Source organism: Chondromyces apiculatus DSM 436, from assembly GCF_000601485.1.
In the GTDB taxonomy this organism is placed as follows: domain Bacteria; phylum Myxococcota_A; class Polyangia; order Polyangiales; family Polyangiaceae; genus Chondromyces; species Chondromyces apiculatus.
Map to the genome: position 1 here is coordinate 166,316 of NZ_ASRX01000011.1, position 16,963 is coordinate 183,278.

Below are 16,963 nucleotides of genomic sequence, written 5' to 3' on the forward strand. Positions count from 1 at the left end.
TCTGCACGCGTCTGCGCCGTGTCTGCGCCGTGTCTGCGCGCGTTCCCACGAGCCCGGAGGGGAGACCCCGGGCTCGCCGGAGCGGCCTTCAGCGCTCGATCTCGACGTTTTCCAGGATGCCCAGCGCGTCGGGGACGAGGACCGCCACCGAGTAGTACGCGCTGACCAGGTAGGACAGGATCGCCTTCTCGTTGATCCCCATGAAGCGCACCGAGAGGCTCGGCTCCACCTCATCGGGGATGCCGGTCTGGTGCAGCGCGATCACGCCCTGATCCTCGGCGCCCACGCGCATCGCCAGGATGGAGCTGGTGCGCTCGGGGCTGATCGGGATCTTGTCGCTGGGCAGCACCGGCAGCCCGCGCCAGGTCAGGATCTTGTGGCCGTTCATGTCGATCGACGGCGGGTAGAGCCCCCGGCTGTTCAGCTCCCGACCGAAGGCCGCGATGGTGCGGGGGTGGGCCAGGAAGAACTGCGTCTTCTTGCGGCGGCTGAGGAGCTCGTCCAGGTCGTCGGGCGTGGGCGGCCCGCTCCGGGTGTGGATGCGCTGCTTGAGATCGGCGTTGTTGAGCAGACCGAACTCGCGGTTGTTGAGCATCTCGTACTCCTGCCGCTCGCGGAGCGCCTCGATGGTGAGGCGGAGCTGCTGCTGGAGCTGGTTCATCGGATCGTTGTAGAGGTCGGCCACGCGGGTGTGCACCTGCAGCACCGTCTGCGCGACGCTCAGCGGGTACTCCCGGGGGGACAGCTCGTAATCGACGAAGGTCCCCGGCAGGGTGGGCTCCCCGTGGTGACCGGCGGACAGCTCGATCGCGGCCTGGCCCTGCTTGTCCTGGGGCCGCTTCAGGCTCTCCACGAACTGATCCACGTGCGCCTTCAGCGCCGACGACTGCGCGACCAGCTCCTCCAGCACCCGCTGCGGCAGCTCCATGGCGATCACCGGGGTCACGGCCTTCACCGTGTAGCCCCAGGTGTCGTTGGACTCCACGAGCGACTGGTCGCCGAAGTGATCCCCGTCGGCCAGCACGTCGAGCACCGTCTCGTCGCCGAACTTGCCCTTGCCGATCTTGTTCACCTTGCCGTGGGCGATGAGGACCACCTTGTCGGCGGAGTGACCCGCCTCGACGATCAGCTCACCGGCCTTGTACTGGCGCTGCACGAACCGCTCCGCGAGCGTGTTGAGCAGGCTGGCCTCCTCGAAGCCCCGCAGGAGCGGCAGCTCGGTCAGCTCCATGGGGATGACCTGGACCTTGGCCCCGGTGCTGGTGAACGACACCCGCCCGTCGCCGACGGCGTAGGTGAGCCGGCGGTTCACGCGGAACGTGCCGCCCGAGACCTGGATCCACGGCAGCATCTTGAGGAGCCACCGCGGGGTGATCCCCTGCATTTGCGGCTCGGACTTGGTGGTCGTCGCAAGATTGCGCGCCGCCGCCGTGCTCAGGCTCATCTGCTGCGGCAAACCACTGACCCCTTCACCCGGCTTCACGATGCTCGTCACGACTCACCTCTCTTCACTGTCGTCAACCCAATGAAACCCACCGACCGAACCAGGGACGCTGCGCCCTGTCGTGCGCGCTTACCCATTCACCCGCCCGATCTCGACGTTCTCCAGGATGCCGAGCGCATCCGGGACCAGGACTGCCGCCGAGTAATAGAGGCTGACCAGGTAGGACATGACCGCCTTCTCGTTGAGCCCCATGAACCTCACCGAGAGGCTCGGCTGGACCTCGTCGGGGATCCCCGCCTGGTGCAGACCGATCACGCCCTGATCCTTCTCGCCGACGCGCATCAGCACCACCGAGCTCGAACGCGCGCTGGTGATGGGGATCTTGTTGCAGGAGAAGATCGGCACCCCGCGCCACGCCGGCACTGACGCCCCGCCCATGTCGATGCCCTGCGGGTAGACCCCACGGCGGTTGCACTCCTGCGCGAACGCCGCGATCACCTTGGGGTGGGCCAGGAAGAACGAAGGCTGCTTCCACACCGTGGCCAGCAGGCTGTCGAAATCGTCGGGCGTGGGCGGCCCGCTCCGGGTGTTGATGCGCTGCTCGACGGCCGCGTTGTGCAGCAGACCGAACTCGCGGTTGTTGACGATCTCGTGCTCCTGCCGCTCCCGCAGCGCCTCGATGGTGAGCCGGAGCTGCTGCTGGACCTGGTTCATCGGGTCGTTGTAGAGGTCCGCCACCCGGGAGTGCACCTGCAGCACCGTCTGCGCGACGCTCAGCTCGTACTCGCGCGGCTCCAGCTCGTAGTCGACGAACGTCCCCGGCAGGGTGGGCTCTCCGTGGTGACCGGCGGCGATCTCGATCGCGGCCTCGCCCTCCTCGCTCTGCGGCTTGCTCAGGCTCACCTTGTAGGCGTCCACGTGCTTCCGCAGCGCGTCGGAGCGCTCGATCATCTCCTCCAGGGCCCGCTGCGGCAGCACCAGCGCGATGACCGGGGTGATCGCCTTGATCGTGTACCCCCAGGTGTCCTCCGACTCCACCAGGCCCTGTTCACCGAAGTAATCGCCGTCGGCCAGGGTGGCCAGCACGCCCTCGTCACCGAACTTGCCGGCGCCGATCTTGTTCACCTTGCCGTGGGCGAGGATGAACACGTGCTCGGCGGGCGTCCCCTTCTCCACGAGCACATCCCCGGCCTTGTACTCCTTCTGGGTGAACTGACCGGCCAGCGCGTTGAGCATCTCGCCGTCGTCGAACCCGCGCAGGAGCGGCAGCTCGGTCAGCTCCTGGGGGATGACCTGCACCTTGCTCCCGGTGCTGATGAAGCTCACCCGCCCGTCGCCCACGGCGTAGCTCAGGCGGCGGTTCACGCGGTACGTGCCGCCGTTCACCTGCACCCACGGGAGCATCTTCAGCAGGGATCGCGAGCTGATCCCCTGCATTTGCGGCTCGGACTTGGTCGTCGTCGCCAGGTTCCGTGCCGCTTCCGTGCTCAGGCTCAACTGCGGCTTGAGATCCTCACCGCCGAAACTGGACTGCACCGACTTCGCCATGATTCACCTTTCCAGTGACTCGCAACCACGCACAAAAACCAGCCAGAACATCGAATGAACCGGCATGCGCACCGGCGGCAGCGCCCATTCTCAGAGGTGATTGACGACAGTCATCCACCTCGACCACCCCCCATGTGGCCTGCTCGCCGTTTACCGACTTCTAGGGCAGAGCCTTACGTCGTTTCTCCACGGCCATCAAGCGCGTTTACAGTGTTTCCACAGCGCGCTTCCACGGTCTCGGTCCCGAAATCGCGGCGCGAAAACCGTCACCCGGCACCCTTCGCTCCGTCACCGACCCACAGGGCGTCCTCGGAAAATGCATCAAGTGATCGAACATCGATCAAGTGATCGATTCGGAGCGATGTTTGGTGATCCATCTTTCTAAGTATGGGTTGACCTTACGCCGACGCCGACGTCTCCAGAGGTCGGCGCACCCCGCCCCCTCGACGCTACAAGGCTGGGTCCGACCGTTCTCGACGTCCCTTCGTCGGACCCATGGCCCGGCGTGGCAGCCTGGCACCGTCCAAGGTAGTCTTGCTTGCATGAAGACCCCCCCCGAGGCACCGCCCCGCGTCACCCCTGTCCCTTCCACCCCCCCGCAGCGCCTGAAGGTGACCCCCTCCTGGCTGCTCTTTGCCGCCACCGGCGCCCTCGCGAGCAGCCTCGCCGCTGCCGCCTGCGGCGGAGACAGCGGCGGCTCCACCGACACCGGCGGCGCCACCCAGGGCAACGGCGCTGGCAGCGGCGCGGGCAACGGCATGGGAGGCGCGGGCCAGGGCGGCGGCCTGGGCCTCACCAGCGGCAGCGGCGGCGGCGGCATCGGCGGCAGCGGCGGCGCTGGCGGGGAGTGCGGCACCGCCCTTCAGGGCATCGTCCGCGACTTCCAGGTCAGCCACCCCGACTTCGAGGACGACCTCGGGACCGACCTGGGCATCGTCGAACCCCTCCTCGGCGACGACGGCAAGCCCGTCTACGCCGGCGACCCGGCCACGCCCACCACGAGCGGCAGAGAGGCCTTCGACCAGTGGTATCGCGACGAGCCCGGCGTGAACCAGGCCATCCCTGTCAGCATCACCCTCGAACCTGCCGGCGACGGCCTCTACGCCTACGACAACTCCGCCTTCTTCCCCATCGACGACCAGGGATTCGGCAACGAAGGCAACATCCACAACTATCACTTCACCTACGAGATCCACACCGAGTTCGATTACAAGGGCGGCGAGGTCTTCAACTTCCGCGGCGACGACGACGTGTTCACCTTCATCAATGGCCACCTCGCCATCGACCTCGGCGGCGTCCACGGCCCCCAGAGCGCCAGCGTCGACCTCGACGCGCGCTCCGAGGAGTTCGGCATCGCCCCCGGCAACCGCTACACCCTCGACTTCTTCTTCGCCGAGCGACACACCTCGCAGTCGAACTTCCGCATCGAGACCAGCATCGAATGCTTCACCCCGGTCGAGCCGCCCCAGTGACACCGCAGGCTGCAGGCCGCACGCCGCACGCCGCACGCCGCACGCCGCACGCCGCACGCCGCACGCCGCACGCCGCGATGACCCTCCCCTGACCCTCCCGACGCATGCCCTGGAGCGCCATCCCCGCTGACCCTCCCGGACGCCGCGTGCGCCGCTCCTGGCCGAGGATGGCTCACGGCATCGGCTGGGCGGTGGTGCTCGCGGGCGTCGCCGCCATCCCGGCCCTGCTCCTCCCCTGCTGGCTCACCTGGACCTCCACCACCCTGCTCGCGCTCTGCGCCCTCGACACCTTGTGGGCCGTGCTCCGCCGCTCCGGGGTCGCCGCCTGCCCCCGCTGCGGCGCTCGGGTGTGGAACCTCGCCCTCTCTGGCGACAGCGTGGGCAGCCAGTGCCGCCACTGCCACGCGCTCGTGGAGACCGACGCTGGCATCCTCACCCTCACCCCCGAGGCCCGCAACGCACCGAACACCGTGTTCGGCGCCGTGCTCCCCTCCGGCCCCGTCGACATCCCGGCCCTGTGCGTCACCTGCGGCGCCCCCTCCACCCGCCGCCGCACCAGGAAGCGCCACAAGGACCGCCCTCCCCTCGACGTCCCCCACTGCGACGCCCACCCCCCCGTCACCCTCCTCCTCACCAGCGACCCGGAGGACGTGCTCTACGCGCGCTCGCTCCGCTTCGCCCAGGCCCTTGCCGCCCGCAAGGAGCAGCCCCCGCGTGGCTTGCACCGCGATACCGAGGCCGCCCACCGCGACTCCCTCGCCCTCTACGGTGGCCTCGGGTTCATCGCCTTCGGCATGGGGTTGTACGGGGTCCTCGTCCTCGCCGAGGCGAACGACGTCGACGTCTCGGGCCACACCGCCATGCTGGCCCTGTACCTCCTCTTCGGAAAGAGCGCCCTGTCCGGCATCTTCCTGTCGATAGGCGCCACCATCCTCCTGTTCGCGGTCCTCCGCGAGGGACGCGCCTTGCGCCACCACCTGGGCCTCGCGTGACCGCTCCCGCCCAGCTCAGGGCAAGGCTTCCGGCGCGGCCACCACGAGCCCTTCCTTCTCCGCAACGAAGGCAACATCCGCAACGATCACCTCACCGACGAGATCCACACCGAGTTCGATCACAAGGGCCTCGCGCCTCCCACCTCCCGCGCTCCCTCACGTATCCTGGCATTGCATGCCCTGGCGTCCCCTCCCCACCGACCCTGCCGCGCGCCGCGTGCGCTGCTCCTGGGCGCGGATGACCTTCGGCGTGGCCTGGACGGCGGTGCTCCTGGCCGTCGCCGCCCTCCCCCCCCTGCTCCTGCCCTCCTGGTTCTCCTGGACGGCAGCCGCCGCCCTCGCGCTGACCGCCCTCGCCGAGCTCTGGCCCTCGCTCCGTCGCGCCGGCGTTGCGGCCTGTCCGCGCTGCGGTGAGCGGGTGTGGAACCTCTCCCTCCCCGGCGCCAGCGTGGGCAGCCAGTGCCGGCACTGCCTGGCGCTCGTCGAGGTCGAGGCCGGCCTCCTCACGCTCACCCCCGAGGCCCGGGTCGCGCCCTCCGCCGTGTTCGGCATCGCCGTCGGCGCCGGTCCCCTCGCCTTCCCCGCCCTCTGCGCCGCCTGCGGCGCCCCCTCTACCCGCCACCACCTCATGACGCGCCGCAAGGGCCGCGCTGACCTCAACGTGCCCCACTGCGACGCCCACGACCCCCTCGTCTTCCTCTCCACCAGCGACGGAGAGGAGGTCCTCTACGCGCGCTCCCTCCACTTCATCGCTGCCCACGCCGCCACCCAGGCCACCCCCAGCGCCCCCGTCGCCCACGTTGTTCCCGCTGCCCCCGCTGCCCCCGCTGCCCCCGCCGCTTCCGCTGCCTCCGCCGCGAGGTCACCGCTGTTCGGGTGGGACCGCGACTCCCTGGCCACGCCGCGCGACATGCTCACCCTCTGCGCCGGCCCCGCCCTCGTCGCCTTCGGCATGGGGTTGCAGTTCGTCCTCACCCTGGCCGAGGAGAACGACGTGGAGGTCTCGGGGCACCTCGGCATGACGATCCTTTACCTGATCTTCGGAAAGAGCGTCGTCTCGGGCATCTTCGTGGCGATCGGCGCCGTGGTGCTCCTGTTCGTGCTCCTCCACGAGGGCAGGATCCTGCGCCAGCGCCTGGGCCTCGCGTGATCACCCCCGCCTGAACCGCTTCAGGGCGACGCCTCCGGCGCGGCCACCGCCAGCCCTCCCTTCGTCTCCGCCTTCGCCGGCCGGATGTGCCGCCCGATCGCCGCGAGCGCCACGCACGTCACCGCCATCGTCCCTGCGATCAGCGTGAAGTACGCCTTCCCCCCGTCCACCTCCAGCACCGCCGCCCCCGCGTACGCGCTCAGCACCGCGCCGAGCCGCCCCACCCCGATCGCGCACCCCGCCCCCGTCGCCCGCACGTCCGTCGGGTACACGTGCGCCGCCAGCGCGAACAGCGTCGACTGCGCCGCGTTCACGAACGCCCCGTTCACCGCGAGCCACAGGATCAGGGTCATCGATCCCGCCGCGAGCCCCGCCTCCCCGCTGGCCCCCCCGCCGGCCTCCCCGAACGCCACGAACCGCAGCACCACCGCGCTCGCCACGCCCCCAGCCGCCATCACCACCATCGCCGCCCGCGACCCCACCCGCCCGATCGCCCAGCCGCCCGCCACCGCCCCCAGCACCCCGCCCAGGTTGTACGCCGTCAGCCCCGCGCTCGCCGTCTCGATCCCCAGCCCCCGGCTGGTGAGCAGCGTCGGCACCCAGCTAAAGACCACGTACACCGCCACGTAGCAGAAGAAGAACGCCGCCCACAGCGCCAGCGTGTCGCGCAGGTACGCCCGCCCGAACAGCGCCCCCGGCCTCACCCGCTTCCCCTGCGTCTCCGCCCGGTCCACCAGCGCTGCCCCCGCCTCTACCGCCCGCCCCATCCTCCCCAGCATCTCCCGCAGCTCCCCGTGCCGCTCCGGGAACCGCACCAGGTACCGCGGCGACTCCGGCACCACCGCGACGAACACCCCTGCCAGCACGAGCGGCATCACCCCGCCCAGCGCGAACAGCGCCCGCCACCCCAGCGTCGGCAGCACCTGCCCGGCCAGCAGCCCGCCCACCATCCCCCCGAGCGGCACGCACAGAATGGTCAGCGTCACCGCCCACGGCCGCCGCTTTGCCGGCGTGACCTCCGCCGCCAGCGTCGTCGCGTTGGGAATGCACCCCCCGAGCCCCAGCGCCGCCAGGAACCGCAGCGCCATCAGCCCCCCGAGCCCATTCACCACCGCAATCGCCGCCGTCATCACCCCGAACAGCACCATGCTCCCGAGGAGCGCCCGCCGCCGCCCCACCCGGTCCCCCGCGACCCCGCCGAGCGCCGTCCCGACCGCCATTCCCCCGAGCCCCAGCGCCAGCACCGACGCGAAGTCCGACCGCGCCACCCCCCACTCCTCGATGAGCAGCGGCAGCGCGAACCCCAGCGCTTGGTTGTCGAACCCGTCCAGCACCACGGCCAGCGCCGCGCACAGCAGCACCCGCTTCTGGAACCCGCTCCACCGCCCCTCATCCAGGAGCCGCCCCACGTCCGCCGTCCGCCCCCCTCCTGCCGTCCGCCCCCCGCCCACCATGCTCAACCCCCCTCGTGCACCCGGAGGGCTCTGATTGAGGTGCCGCGGCGCGCGTTGTGCCCTGGCGAGCGAAACCTGCCCCTGGACGACCCGGGCACCCCGGGCCGACCCAGAGGCGCGGCAGAGGTCAGTGGGCCCCGTTCTCGCGGGTGTACATCATCGGATCCCCGTTCAGGATCCGGGTCACCTCGCACAGCCGCCGCCACGGCTCGTTGTACATGAAGGTCGTCCCGCTCCCGGCCGGATCGAACACCGACTGCGCGAACAACGGGGCCCCGCCGCCTGCCGGCACCGTCGACGTGCTCAGGAACGGCGACAGCGCCGACGGCACCCCGGCGGGCCTCGGCGCGATGTGCACGAACGGCGTGCTCGTCTCGTCCAGGTGGCACCCATTGCAGGTCGCCAGCCCGAAATGGTGCCGCTCGTCGACCGTCAGCGTCCCCGCCGCCGAGTGATCCCACAGGAACGGCGCCGACGACTCCCCCGCCAGCATCCCCGCCGGCACGTCATCGGGCGCCTCCGTGTGCAGGTAGTCCGTGAGCACCGTGCTGCCCGCGCCGAGCGACAGCCCTTGCAGGTGGGTGTCGAGCGCCGTGCTGAAGAGCAGCCCATCGTCCGGGGTGAGCTTCAGCGTGTCGACCTTCAGCAGCGCCGCATTCGGCCCGAGCCCCACGTTCTGCAGCGTGTGCTCGCGCAGCTTCCAGGGCCCACCCGCGAAGTCGATCTCGTTCGTGCGCACCTGCCCGATGGCGCTGCCCAGGTTCCGCGCCCCCGGCATCACCCCGGGCGAGGTGATGTCCTTGAGGATCCCCTCCAGGTGCTTCAGGTACGGCGGCGCCCCGATCGGACCCAGGCTCGGATTGCTGAGCACATGCCACTCCTTCGCCCAGTCGAACGACGAGAACGAGACCCCCTTCCGCCGCGGCGGCACCTTGTATTCGAGGATCACCGTCGCCTGCAGGGGATTCCCCTTCGGCGCGTCGAGGAACCCGAACACGAACCGCGCCTCCCCCGAGTGCTTCACCCCCGACGCCGACGCCCCTGACTGATCGATGCGGTTCACGATGGCCAGCAGCCGGAACGGCGCCTGCTTCAGATCGAGCGTGCACGTCGCCCCCGCCCCCGTGAGCGGCGTCCCCGGCGCGCACCCGCTCGCCGTGAGCCACGGATCGATCACCAGCGGCCTGATCCCCGGCCGCGGCGGCACCGCCACCCCCGTGGGCGTGAAGCTCGTCGTCTCCCACTGATGGAGCCACTCCGCCACGAACGTCGCCGGCGCCGTCGTCCCCGCCATGTCCATCATCAGCCTGCCGAACGTCCACGCCCCCGCGCTCGCGCACCCCGTCGTCCACGTGGTCCGGCAAGGATCCTCCACCACCTTGAGGTCCGTGATCACCAGCTCCCGCGCGAAATCGACCAGCACCGGCAGCGGCGGCGTGACCCCGGGGTCCAGGTAAGAGCACTTCGTCACCAGCGACTGCTCCACCTCCCCCAGCGCCTCCTCTCCGACCTCCCCGACCTCCCCCGCCCCCTGCCCACACCCCGCGAGCGAGATGGCGAGAGCCGCCGCGACAGCACCACCCGAGCCGACCCGTGATCCCTGGAAACGCTCGACGAGAGCAGCAATGACCATGACGTCTCCTTGTCCTCGCGCAGTCCCCGCGCGCCCCTGCCTCCACGACGCCCCGAGGACCCACCCCGACACATCGCCGCCCTTCCCCGGGCCAGAGGCGAGAAACGCGCAATCGTGCACGCTACCACCGAGCACCACCGCGTCTGCGCAGGAACGCGTCCCTGCACCGCGCCACCATGCCGGTGCCACGCCGAGCCGCATGAAGGTGTCGTTCGGGATGAAACGTGCAGCGGTGAGGTGCAGAGAAAGATGCACGGAGAGGTGCAGGGAAAGGGCAGCGGTGCGCCCTATCCAGGAGGCTCACCGCTGCATGAGGACGAGATGCGCCGTCTCGAAGGTGGGAGGCTCCGCGCCACCGTCCGGCGCGGAGCCCGTGCGCATCACGCGGAGGGCGCCGCCAGGATCACTGGGTGTTCTCCGCCTCTGCCTCTGCCTCTGCCTCGGCTGCGGCTGCGGCTGCGGCTGCGGCTGCGGCCTCCTCGTTCAGGAGCCGCCTCTTCGCCGCCAGCCTCCCGACCTGGCCGTGGTAGCGAATGGCCTCCTCGAATGCGACCACCATCCCCGGATCCGAGCGCTTCGCCGTCCTGCGCGCCGACTCGACCACGTGCCCCACCAGCGACTCGCGCGTGTCCTCCAGGTGCACCTCCGTATCGTCCAGCACCTCGAGCAACCTCTCGACCTGCTCCTTGAGCACGCGCACCTCCGTGAGCTTGCCCGTGAGCGTGCTGATCTCCGTGTAGAGCGTGGGCGAGACGTGGAGCGCCTGCGCGTGCAGGGGCAGCTTCGCCGCCAGCTCCAGCTCCACCTTCGGCCATCCGGCCTTCTCGCGCCGCACACCCCGCATCGCGCCGTGGGCCACATACACCAGGGTCCCCTGGAGCGGCTGGTAATCGAGCTCATACGGGCCCTCGAAGGGCTGAACCATGCTGTTCGCCATGACGTGTCTCCTTGTCTGTGTTGCATGCTGCACCCCGGTGAGGGGCGCGCGGTCAGTACCCAATCAACCCAGGGGCGCGCCGTGAAAAGACGGTGTGCTCCTGTCGCTCAGTAAATGCGGACAATCCGTTGAACGCTTAAGGGGTGTCGTTGCATTTCGTCGCGCTCCCCTTTCGATTTCTCCCACATCGTCGCCACGCCCTGACCTGTGCCTCCTCTTCTTCTACAGGGTGGGCATGGTGGTCGCTGGACCGAAGGCACCCGTCACCGAGGCCGTCGTGTCCCCCAGCCATGAGATGAAGGCTCCGCCGCAGAACCGCATTCCGTGGTCCGTGGTCGTGGCCCCGAACCTTGCAGCGGTCCCCATCACCTGCACGTAGGCAGGGTCGCGGTGCATGGTGCATTCCGTCCTGGCAGAGTGAGCACCCCTGCGAATGCGGGAGCGCAGGATGCGTGCCAGGGGAGGCGAGCGACGCGGGCGTGAAGGGTGCATCACTCGGGAGAGAAGGATGCATCACTCGGGAGAGAAGAGAGTCCTCGTGAGCGAGAAGGGAGTCCTCGTGGACGAGAAGGGAGTCCTCGTGGGGTGGTGTCCTGTCTAGGACACGAGGCCCCCTCACCTAGGACACATGAGCAGAGGTGTCCTACGTGCCTGTCTTGGTAGGGTGGACCGAGCCGGGTCCTACTTCAGTAGGCCGACGAGGAGCAACGATGCAACGGGTCGCAGCTCGGTCGGGCAGCGACGGGAGCCCTACCGGGATAGGCTCTTGGACGACAGGCAACACGTGGGCGTAAGAATTAGATAGAGCGGCCAACGCCACGCGACCGCGTTCCCCAGAATGTTCTCTGGGATTTAGACAAGTTCCCATCCCCGAAACGCCCCGCCGTGACGTCTTAGCCCGCCAAATGGCCGACGATCACAGGGGTTAGTTCCTCAGCGCGAGGACTTTTGGGACAGGAACTAGACTAGAGGTGAAATGCCACGCTGGCGCGCGAACACCGATGCATCCCTGGCTCGATGAGCATGGAATACATGTCCACATGAGATGCATTGTGGCATGGCGCTGTCTTTGTGGTTTCGGCCGATGAGTACCGAGACTGTGGTCTCGCAGTACGGGCACGCCACGTCAACATGCTCCGTGCCGTCGATGCGTGGGGTAACTCCTCTTGCACGTGTGAATACGCCTTCACTACCTCGGTGAACGTGGAAGCGCTCATAGCAAGTATCACATACGGGCATTGCACTTGAACCGATGCTCTGCACCAGCTCGACGGCGACGGCGCTCTCGCAGTTGGGACACGGGACCGATTCCAAAATCATCTCACGGTTGCGCTGCTCCTCCTGCTTAATCTCCTCGACTGCAGACTCTTTCACTTTAAGCAGTTCAAGCAACTCGCTCATCTCGATGATGTAGAAATTCGCTCCTTTCGAGGCTCGCCTGTACTCATCGATCAATTCGCACCGAGGGAGAATCCCTTTTTGTCAGATCGGTGCTGCCAGTCGGCCTTCCGATCTCCCGTCACGAAGATGAGTGGCCGGTTGTGCTCTCGGGCAAGATCGAGAATGGTCCACCAGATCAGGAGGTCCCCAACGCCACCATCGGATTTGTCGGCATCCTTGTAGCCTGGGGGAATCTTGTGCTCCACGCGTCGGCGGAGATCTTTCAGTACCTCAGCCTTGTCGAATCCGGGGTCTCGTATGCAGGGCTGAGTGAACAACCGCGAGTATGTTGCGCTCACTGGATCGTTGCCATCCCAAGCTATTATGCTGTCGCAGAGCCCAGTTACCGCCTTGAGAAAAGTTCTTCTTGCCTCTCTAAATGCCTTCAGAGCGGTCGAGAGAGATTGATACTCTGGGAGATCCCGTAGTAGCGGGTAGTCTAGATCGTCCGGTATCTTGATGTTATTTGATTGATTCGAAATCGCATGAAGTAGGTCTGTCAACTTGAACGGCCGCAGACGGGTGAATTCGCGCGCCACTCGCCCCGGAACGAACAACCGGCCGTTGTCGCGGATAGGCGTAAGCGCAGCCTCGATCTGATGCAGGCTGCTCGTACCAGTGTTGTATGGCAGCAGGAGAACGTTGGTATCGAGAACAAGGTCCGCCAGAGGTAGCGCTTCAGCCACCGAGAGACGTGGGGCGCTGAAGGCCGCCCCAGCGTCAGGCAAAAGCGTATCGACGAGGAACACTGTCTCCTCCGTCAATCCGCTAAGGTCTACCTTGTCGCTCGTTTTCGCCAACGTAACCTCCCCCTTGCCGCGCAGATCTGCCTAAATTTTATGCTTGGCATGTTTACCAGAACCGCACCCTGCGTAACAGAAGGAAAATTTTGAGCACCGCAAGCACGCCTCACGGGCGCGCTGCTCGGCTCACCTTCACATCATCGGGCCAGTGCTCGATCGGTTCGACGCCGCTCGGAATGGGGCAGGCCATGAGGCCGCCGGAACTGGTCGAGGCTTCTACCCCGTGACGCTGCGGAGCCACCCGCGGCCGTTGGGCAGTTCGCGTGACGTGCCTGGCGGCTTCGGGATGAAGAGTTCGCTGATCCTCGGCTTCTCTCCCTCTGGCTCGGCGAGCGCCGTGACCATCAACTCGCTCAGGGTCCAAACATGGTCGGTCACCCCCGCCGCCATGGCCGGGGTTATTCGCATGTTTCGCGAGATCACGCAGAGATTGCGGTAGACGTACTGGAGCGCGATGGCGGCCTTGTGATTCTCCAACTTCTTGGAGAAGCAGAGCGTGCGCCGAGCCAGCCGAGAGTTCCACTGCCGGTTGGTGAGGTTGCTTCGCTCGATAGCGTAAGTGGTGGCCTTGGCTAGGTCGGGGCTGCCAAAGACGGCGCGCTTCTGGATGAAGTCGACGCCCTTGGGCACGCCGTATTTCTCCGCGTCGGTGCCCGGCTTCCCACCGCTGTTCCCAAAGCGCTTGATCATCTGCGCGTAGGGCACGCTGTAGCCGAAGTAGTAGAGGATCGGCTTCTCGTAGAGGGGGCACCCGTCGGTGGTGATCTGCGGCATCACCACGAGGCGCGCGCGTGTGTCTGCCACGATCCTGTCCGCATTCGCGGCATCACGCTTACCAACGTGCCACGCGATGATCAGCTTCGACGTGCGGTCGAGCGAGGCCCACGTCCACTGTTCGCCAACGGTCGACTCATCATCCTTCTCGGGGTCGATGCGTTTCTGCTTCTTGCCGCACCAGGAGTGCTGCTCGTCGAAGTCCACCAGAGCGCACGCGAGGTCCCGCACGAGGCGGTCGTGGAGCCGCTGGCATCCTTCACCGATGCGGAGCGCGAAGCGCATGATGGTGTCTCGGTGCACCTCATTCAGGCGCTCGGTGTCGCGAAGGCTGTTGCCGTTAACCAGTGCGTTGAGCACTGACAGGCGCGTAACATCGTCGAGATTACTCATATAAACCACCCAATCCAAAGCAACGCAGGCCATAAGGCCGCGATCAGGACAAAGAACACCCATATCGTTCACGGCCCAGAGGGTCGCGACGAGAACCCTGCAGCGCCGAAGCGCCGCGATGACTACGGTGCAGCTACGCAGCCCGAGGGCGCACCGCTCCACCTGAGAGCGTCTCACGCCCACACCAGAGCGCGCCGAAAGGGCCGCGTTCTGTCAGCGGGAGCGAGACGTCAGCATGCGCTCTGCTTGCGGAAGCGTCGAGATAACCCGGGTACTGACGAACGGAGCTTGCTCATCTCAGCCTCCTTCTCGCGGAAGCGACGAGCGAGGATCGTCATCCAAGCGGGCACGGCGCGTGCAGAGCACACGTGTACCGCCCGGTGAGGTTCTCGCTCATCGGTCGGCCACTGGAAACCAGTGGAGAGGGCTCGCGGTCTGGACCACCGCGGGCCTTTCTTTTTCCTCCGAAGAGGGCGGCGAAGGCCACGCCACCGCAGCTCAACCTGAGCTGTGTGGAGTGCGGAGCACGCACGATGCCAACGCGTTCGGGGCCCATTCAGGTGCCAGCGGGTAGCGAGCGACGGTGCGAGAAGTGAGTAGTCCAGTAGAACTACGGCCTAATCAGGCTGATTTGAGTGTCTTACGGAATGACGACTCAGTTTTCTTGAAGCAGATTACGGGCCAAGTCTCAGCCGACATTCGAGTCACATTCAATTTTAAGCTATCGGCTTTCCAGCTTCTAGGTGGCATGACATTCAAGTCATACGTAGGTGCTATATTTTCTTTGCGTCTGAGAGTATGACACGAATGTCATACCGACATTCAGTCCCATGAACGGTGCGCTGTGCACTCGCTACTCCTGACAGGGGGGGGGCTGTGCGCTGGGAGCTAGACCCCATCGAACAACTCTGCGAGGCGCACGCCGAGGGCTCGCGCGATCCCTATGAGCGACGCCATCGTCACATTCGTGCAACCACCCTGGATCGCCTGAGAGTGCTTCGCGTTGAGCGCCGCACGCTCTGCGGCCTCCTCCTGAGTCCTCCCACGCTCCTGGCGTAAGGTCCGCACGTGCTTACCGAACCGCTTGAGAGTTCGGAGTCAACGCAAGCCTTTTAGGACAATTTATGTCCTATTAAGAGCATTCAATATCACTTACATGCTGGCTGCCGCGCGCGTTAGGAATCATGGTTGCATGCTTCGTCAAACTTCTTGACAAGACCGCAAGAATGTGAATTGCAAAACAAGCGCGAACACTTTCACGAAAGATGAACCTTCCCACCCTCCAACTCAGCATGGTAACTGCAGCACCACAGAGTTCGCTAAAACATATGTAATCATTATGTTTTTTGCGCTGAATCGAGACTCTGCAATTGCTGACTGTTGCGCGTCCAGAGTGTTGGCTGTTGCGTGCCTAGAGTGCTGATGGGTATCCTCGTACCTGAACCATGGCGGACTACAACCGAACCGTCGAACGACGTGTCACGATCAGGAGCCTCACTCGAGCCCTCCTCACTGTGGTTGATGGGTTTGACCGTGCGACTAAGCTCGAAGCGCTGACTGACGCCATCCTCTCGGTCGAAGAGGAGCCGACGGCGGTCGTCTCAGTTTCAGGGTCGGTGGGCACAGCAGTCGACTCGGGGCCGACTGCTCCGACCGACCAACCACCTCTCACGACGTCAGTCAACACGCCGGCCAACAGCCACCCAGCAACGACAGGGGAGGAGGTGAATTTGGGCGATGCGCCATCGCCGCGGCTAACGGGGAGAGTAGCGGCAGGAGAGCCAAAACGGCCTCAGGCGACGTCGGGCTCTGCTGAGGGGCAGACCGGACCGACAGGGGTCGTTCTCAGGGTGCTTCGGACTGCGGCAAAGCCTCTCTTGTTTGCTCAGGTGGTCGATGAAGCCACCAAAATCGAGCCGGCGTTGACTCGTCACACCATCGCGGAAACGCTCAGTCGCATAAGCAGGAGCAAGAACTCTCCATTGATACGGAAGGGGATCAAAGGAAAGTTTCGCTATGCCCTGAAAACCTCACTCTCCGATGACGGCACGGAAGAGACGGAGGCGGGCACACGAGGCGGCTCCCGCGGATCGGACAGCGAGATCCATGTTCGCCTGTATGAAGCGCTGAGTCAGGAGCCCTCGGGAGACTACGGGCGTCTAGCAACGATCGTGTTCGGCGACGATGCGGAGGAATCCCGCAAAAAGGTACGTGACAAACTCTACTACCTGAAAAGCAGAGGAAAGCTGCGACGTACCGATGGAAAGTGGGAGGTCTTGATGCAGCACTGAGGGTGCAGCAGGCAGTGCTGAACCTACAAAAGTTTCGGGCCCCTCGATGCTGAAACATCGAGAGGCCCGGGCCGGCTCGTGAAAACCGGCTTGCGCAGCACCAACCGGCCCCTATGTGGGGCAGCGTAGGTTACCGCCCACGGTCCCTATGCTACCCCCTGGAAGGGTGCGTGCGCAAGCCCCCTTCGCGGAGAAAGACCGCAGCAGGTGAGGTGTGCCATGTCGGCGCGAACAGAATGAGGGGGGCGGGTCGGACTCAGATGCGGCTCTGATGTTCGACCGCCCCTTCTCTTCCGCATGGGCGCAGTCAGCGGACAGATCTGATGACTGCCACGGATAGTTATGTTCGTCTGATTTGGAGGGCCCTATGGCCTACAGAGAGCCCAGACCGGGCTTTAAGATCATCTATGTCTCCAGTTATTGGCATTGGGGGCTTAGACGTCGAGTGTACGCGCGCGAGTACGGGATGAAGTCATTCCGGTTGGAGGTGCGGGAGAGTGGACCGCGCCGAGTTCCTCCGGACCGTAGTCCGAAGCGGTCTAAAGGTAATTCGTCGAAGTCTGTCTCGCGTCGTCGTCCGTCACGTCGGACAGCGCGTCGCTAGTCGGTGAATGCCGGCGCCGGGTGATTTA

At 66.2% G+C, this 16,963-nt stretch carries 13 protein-coding genes; 4 read left to right on the forward strand and 9 right to left on the reverse strand.

The features are described 5' to 3' along the window. Positions 1 to 88 precede the first annotated feature (88 nt). Together CAP_RS08545 and CAP_RS08550 are read right to left on the reverse strand one after the other, a co-directional pair. Positions 89 to 1,444, reverse strand: a complete 1,356-nt coding sequence (locus CAP_RS08545) for a family 2B encapsulin nanocompartment shell protein (RefSeq protein ID WP_044238541.1) — start codon at positions 1,442 to 1,444, stop codon at positions 89 to 91. A 129-nt stretch (positions 1,445 to 1,573) separates the two neighbouring features. Further along, entirely contained in the window at positions 1,574 to 2,992 is a 1,419-nt protein-coding gene (locus CAP_RS08550; RefSeq protein ID WP_044238320.1) for a family 2B encapsulin nanocompartment shell protein, read from the reverse strand. Positions 2,993 to 3,534: 542 nt separating this feature from the next. On the opposite strand from CAP_RS08550, the gene CAP_RS08555 reads away from it, so the two are divergent. The 3 genes from CAP_RS08555 (at position 3,535) to CAP_RS08565 (ending at position 6,606) form a co-directional block, all read left to right on the forward strand. Beyond that, positions 3,535 to 4,464 carry a fibro-slime domain-containing protein gene (locus tag CAP_RS08555; protein ID WP_081864682.1) on the forward strand — a complete coding sequence of 310 codons (930 nt, stop codon included), beginning with the start codon at positions 3,535 to 3,537 and terminating at the stop codon, positions 4,462 to 4,464. 167 nt (positions 4,465 to 4,631) lie between these two features. Next, the gene (locus CAP_RS08560; RefSeq protein WP_156040608.1) at positions 4,632 to 5,456 is read left to right on the forward strand and encodes a hypothetical protein; all 825 of its coding nucleotides are present in this window, start codon (positions 4,632 to 4,634) and stop codon (positions 5,454 to 5,456) included. A 175-nt stretch (positions 5,457 to 5,631) separates the two neighbouring features. Continuing rightward, a complete protein-coding gene (locus tag CAP_RS08565) occupies positions 5,632 to 6,606 on the forward strand; it encodes a hypothetical protein (protein ID WP_044238323.1) in 975 nt (324 codons plus the stop codon). 20 nt (positions 6,607 to 6,626) lie between these two features. Here CAP_RS08565 and CAP_RS08570 read toward each other — a convergent pair whose 3' ends face one another. The 7 genes from CAP_RS08570 to CAP_RS08590 all read right to left on the reverse strand — a co-directional run bounded on the left by CAP_RS08570 (position 6,627) and on the right by CAP_RS08590 (position 14,103). Continuing rightward, a complete protein-coding gene (locus CAP_RS08570; protein ID WP_044238324.1) occupies positions 6,627 to 8,060 on the reverse strand; it encodes an MFS transporter in 1,434 nt (477 codons plus the stop codon). A gap of 127 nt (positions 8,061 to 8,187) precedes the next feature. Then, positions 8,188 to 9,693, reverse strand: a complete 1,506-nt coding sequence (locus CAP_RS08575) for a hypothetical protein (protein ID WP_052374513.1) — start codon at positions 9,691 to 9,693, stop codon at positions 8,188 to 8,190. Between the two features lie 403 nt (positions 9,694 to 10,096). Next, entirely contained in the window at positions 10,097 to 10,630 is a 534-nt protein-coding gene (locus CAP_RS08580; protein ID WP_044238326.1) for a hypothetical protein, read from the reverse strand. A 222-nt stretch (positions 10,631 to 10,852) separates the two neighbouring features. Further along, positions 10,853 to 11,026 (reverse strand): hypothetical protein, encoded by a 174-nt coding sequence (locus tag CAP_RS50045; protein WP_156040609.1) that lies wholly within the window; start codon positions 11,024 to 11,026, stop codon positions 10,853 to 10,855. Positions 11,027 to 11,590: 564 nt separating this feature from the next. Further along, a complete protein-coding gene (locus CAP_RS53430) occupies positions 11,591 to 12,031 on the reverse strand; it encodes a hypothetical protein (RefSeq protein ID WP_231511218.1) in 441 nt (146 codons plus the stop codon). A gap of 50 nt (positions 12,032 to 12,081) precedes the next feature. Next, positions 12,082 to 12,819 carry a PIN-like domain-containing protein gene (locus tag CAP_RS50050; RefSeq protein ID WP_156040610.1) on the reverse strand — a complete coding sequence of 246 codons (738 nt, stop codon included), beginning with the start codon at positions 12,817 to 12,819 and terminating at the stop codon, positions 12,082 to 12,084. 270 nt (positions 12,820 to 13,089) lie between these two features. After that, positions 13,090 to 14,103 (reverse strand): IS1 family transposase, encoded by a 1,014-nt coding sequence (locus CAP_RS08590; protein WP_269324148.1) that lies wholly within the window; start codon positions 14,101 to 14,103, stop codon positions 13,090 to 13,092. Between the two features lie 1,382 nt (positions 14,104 to 15,485). Here CAP_RS08590 and CAP_RS50055 point away from each other — a divergent pair. After that, entirely contained in the window at positions 15,486 to 16,331 is an 846-nt protein-coding gene (locus CAP_RS50055; RefSeq protein ID WP_156040612.1) for a hypothetical protein, read from the forward strand. Positions 16,332 to 16,963 lie beyond the last annotated feature (632 nt).